The 3,795-nt window shown below is 74.0% G+C and carries 1 protein-coding gene; it reads left to right on the top strand.

Translation table 11 applies throughout. The annotated features are described in order from the left end of the window. Positions 1-3,795: type I polyketide synthase (locus tag AC2VNT_RS08655; RefSeq protein WP_486946465.1), on the top strand; the 3,795-nt coding region annotated here is incomplete at both ends.

The following is a 3,795-nucleotide window of genomic DNA, read 5'->3' as shown; positions in this document are numbered from 1 at the left end:
CGGCACCGACGCCACCAGTGAGGTGCCGCCGGACCGGTGGGACGCCGACGCCTTCTACAACCCGGACCCGTCGGTGCCGGGCACCGCGGTCACCCGCCGGGGCGGATTCCTGCGCGCCGTCGACCAGTTCGACTATCCGTTCTTCGGTATCTCGCCACGCGAGTCCGAGCAGATGGACCCGCAGCAGCGGCTGCTGCTGGAGGTGGCCTGGGAGGCGCTGGAGGACGGCGGGCAGGTGCCGGATCGGCTGGCCGGCAGCCGCACCGGAGTCTTCGTCGGCATCTCCACCAACGACTACGGATTCCTGCGGATGGGCCAGCCGCAGCTGGTCGACGCCTACACCGGCACCGGCAACGCGCTGAGCATCGCCGCCAACCGGCTGTCCTACGTCTTCGACTTCCACGGGCCATCCATGGCGGTCGACACCGCCTGCTCGTCGTCGCTGGTCGCCCTCGACCTGGCCTGCCGCAGCCTGCGCGACGGCGAGTGCACGATGGCGCTGGCCGGCGGCGTGAACGTGATGCTCTCGCCGGCGCTGTCGATCAACTTCAGCAAGGCCCGGGTGATGGCGCCGGACGGTCGGTGCAAGACCTTCGACGCCGACGCTGACGGCTACGTCCGCGGGGAGGGTGCCGGGGTCGTCGTGCTCAAGCCGCTGAGCCGGGCGCTGGCCGACAACGACTCGATCTACGCGGTGATCCGCGGCAGCGCCACCAACTCCGACGGCCGGACCAACGGTCTGATCGCACCGGGCGAGAAATCGCAGGAAGCCGTGCTGGTTACCGCCTACCGGCGGGCCGGCCTGCCGCCGGGTGCGGTGCAGTACGTGGAGGCGCACGGAACCGGGACCGCGATCGGCGACGCGATCGAGGCCAAGGCGCTGGGCACGGTGCTGGCCGACGGGCGTCCGCCGGGCAGCCGGTGCATGGTCGGATCGGTCAAGACCAACATCGGCCACCTGGAGGCGGCGGCCGGGGTGGCCGGGCTGATCAAGGTGGCGCTGGCGCTGCAGCACCGGGTGATCCCGGCCAGCCTGAACTTCACCGCACCCAACCCGCACATCCCGTTCGACGACCTGCCGCTGGACGTGGTGCGCAGCACCACGCCGTGGCCGAGCACCGGCGGCCGGGCGGTGGCCGGGGTCAGCTCGTTCGGCTTCGGCGGGACCAACGCGCACGTGGTGCTCACCGAGGCACCACAGGTACGTGGCGCCACCGTCGACGAGACCGGCGACGGGCGGGCCCGCGCCGAGCTGCTGCCGCTGTCGGCCCGCTCGCCGGAGGCGCTGGCTGCGCTGGTCGGCGAGTACGAGATGGCGCTGATGTCCACGTTCGGGGAGCGTTCGCTGGCCGACCTGTGCTACACCGCCGGCGCACGCCGCGGACACCACGAGTACCGGCTGGCCGTGGTCGGCGACTCGCCGGCGGCGATGTTCGAGTCGCTGGCCGCCTACCGGCAGGGCGAGGCGCGCACCGGCCTGGCCGTCGGGCAGCGTCGGCCGGGCCAGTCGCCGGGGGTGACGTTCATCTTCTCCGGGCAGGGCTCGCAGTGGCGGGGGATGGCGCGCCAGCTGGCCGACGAGGAGCCGGTGTTCCGCGACGCGCTGCACGCGTGTGACCGCGCGCTGCGCGCCTATCTGGGCACGTCGATCCTGACCGAGCTGGCCGGGGAAGCGGAAGCCGAGCTTACCGACATCGGCCGGATCCAGCCGGCCATTTTCGCGGTGCAGGTCGCGCTGGCCGCGCTCTGGCGATCCTGGGGGGTCGAACCGGCAGCCATCGTCGGGCACAGCATGGGCGAGGTCGCCGCGGCGCACGTCGCCGGGGCGCTGAGCCTCGACGACGCCGCCCGGGTGATCTACGCCCGCGCGCACCAGCTGCGCCAGGTGCGCGGGCAGGGCGCGATGCTGGTCGCCGAGGTCACCCTCGCCGAGGCTCAGCAGCTGATCGCCGGCCGCGAAGCCCGGGTCGCGATCGCGGCGAACAACAGCCACCGGTCGACGGTGCTCTCCGGTGAGCAACCGGCACTGGCCGAGCTCGTCGCGGAGCTCGAACGGCGGGAACGGTTCTGCCGGTGGATCGACGTCGACGTCGCCTCGCACGGCCCGCAGATGGAGGCGCTCGGCACCGGCCTGCGCGGCATGCTCGGCGGGCTGAAGCCGACCGCGCCGACCGTGCCGGTGTACTCGGCGGTCACCGGCGACCTGCTCACCGACCGGCTCTTCGACCCCGACTACTGGGTGCAGAACCTGCGCTCACCGGTGCGGTTCTCGCCGGCCATCCAGCAGCTGATGAACGCCGGCCACGAGGTGTTCGTCGAGATCAGCCCGCACCCGATCCTGCTGACCGCGGCCCGCGAAGACGCCGAACAGCGGGGCCGCAGCGTCACCCTGCTGCCGTCGCTGCGCCGCGACGAGGGCCGGGCGGCACCGCTCGCCGCGCTCGGCACGCTCTACACGCTGGGCCAGCCGATCGCCTGGGAGCAGGTCTACCCGGCCGGCAGCCGGCCGGTTGCGGCGCCCAGCTACCCGTGGCAGCGGGTGCATTCCTGGCTGGACGCCGGCACCATCGCCGCGCCTCGGCACCGGACTGTGTCCTCGGCCGACGCCGGCGGCGGTGCCGATGCGCTGCCCTGGCGCGGACCGCTGCGCTCGGCGGCCGACCCGGGCACCACCCTGGCCGAGGTGGAGGTCGGCACCGGGCTGCTGCCCGAGCTCGCCGACCACCGGGTGCACGGCACGCCGGTGCTGCCGGTCTCGCTGCTGCTGCGGCTGGTCCAGGCCGGTGCGGCGCGTGCGTTCGGATCGACGGAGTGGGCGATCCGCGACGTCACCCTGCACCGGATGCTGGAGTTCGCCGACACCGAAGCACAGACCGTGCAGTTCGTGCTGACCGGCGACCCGACCGGCCCGACCGTGTCGTTCGACTGCTACACCGCCGAATCCGACCAGCGATGGTCCCGGCTGGCCGACGGTGTGCTGACCGCGGCCGACGGTAGCCAGGGCGGCCACGACTCGCCGGAGACCGTGCGGGCGCGGTGCGCCGACGAGATCCCCGGGTCGTCGTTCTACCGGCGACTGGCCGACGGCGCGCTGGAGTACGGGCCCGGCTTCCAGGTCGTGGAGAAGATCTGGCGCCGGGACGGCGAGGCGATCGCCCGGCTGACGCCGAAGCCGGCCCGCCGCGCCGGGCTGCATGGCTTTGGCACCGCGGCCGACGCCGCGGTGCTCGACGCGTGCTTCCAGGCGCTGGCCGCGGCCCTGCCGGAGTACACCGACACCCGGTCGCGGGGCATGTACGTGCCGTTCGGGCTCGCCGAACTGCACGCCCCGGTCTCGCTGGCCGACGTGGCCTGGGGGCATGCGGTGCTGGCGTCCACGGAGCTGTCCGAGCGAGGCAGCGTCGTCGGTGACGTCTACCTGCTGCGGAAGGACGGCAGCGTCGCCGCCGTCGCCAAGGGTCTGCGGTTGCAGCGGATCGCCGGCCCGGCCGCGGCCCGGCTGCGGGACCGGGTCTACCAGCTGCACTGGCGCCCCGAGCCCAGCCCGACGGCCGGCCAGCCGGGCAGCCGGCCGGTCGGAGCCGGCAGCTGGCTGATCCTCGCCGACGACGGCGCCGCCGCGGCTGCCCTCGGCGAACACCTCGGCGGGCACGACCAGTCGTGTGTGCTGGTCGAGCCGGCGCCGGCCGGGGCCGAGTTCGAGCGGCCGACGCCGCAGAGCTACCGGATCGACCCGGCCCGCCCGGAGCACTACCGCCGGCTGCTCGACGAGGCGTTCGGCGGCGAGCGCCCGCC

The sequence above is a fragment of the Mycobacterium sp. TH-M15 genome, from assembly GCF_057473705.1.
The sequence above is the reverse complement of the archived record's forward strand: the minus strand, read 5'-3'. Positions and strand labels throughout refer to the sequence as shown.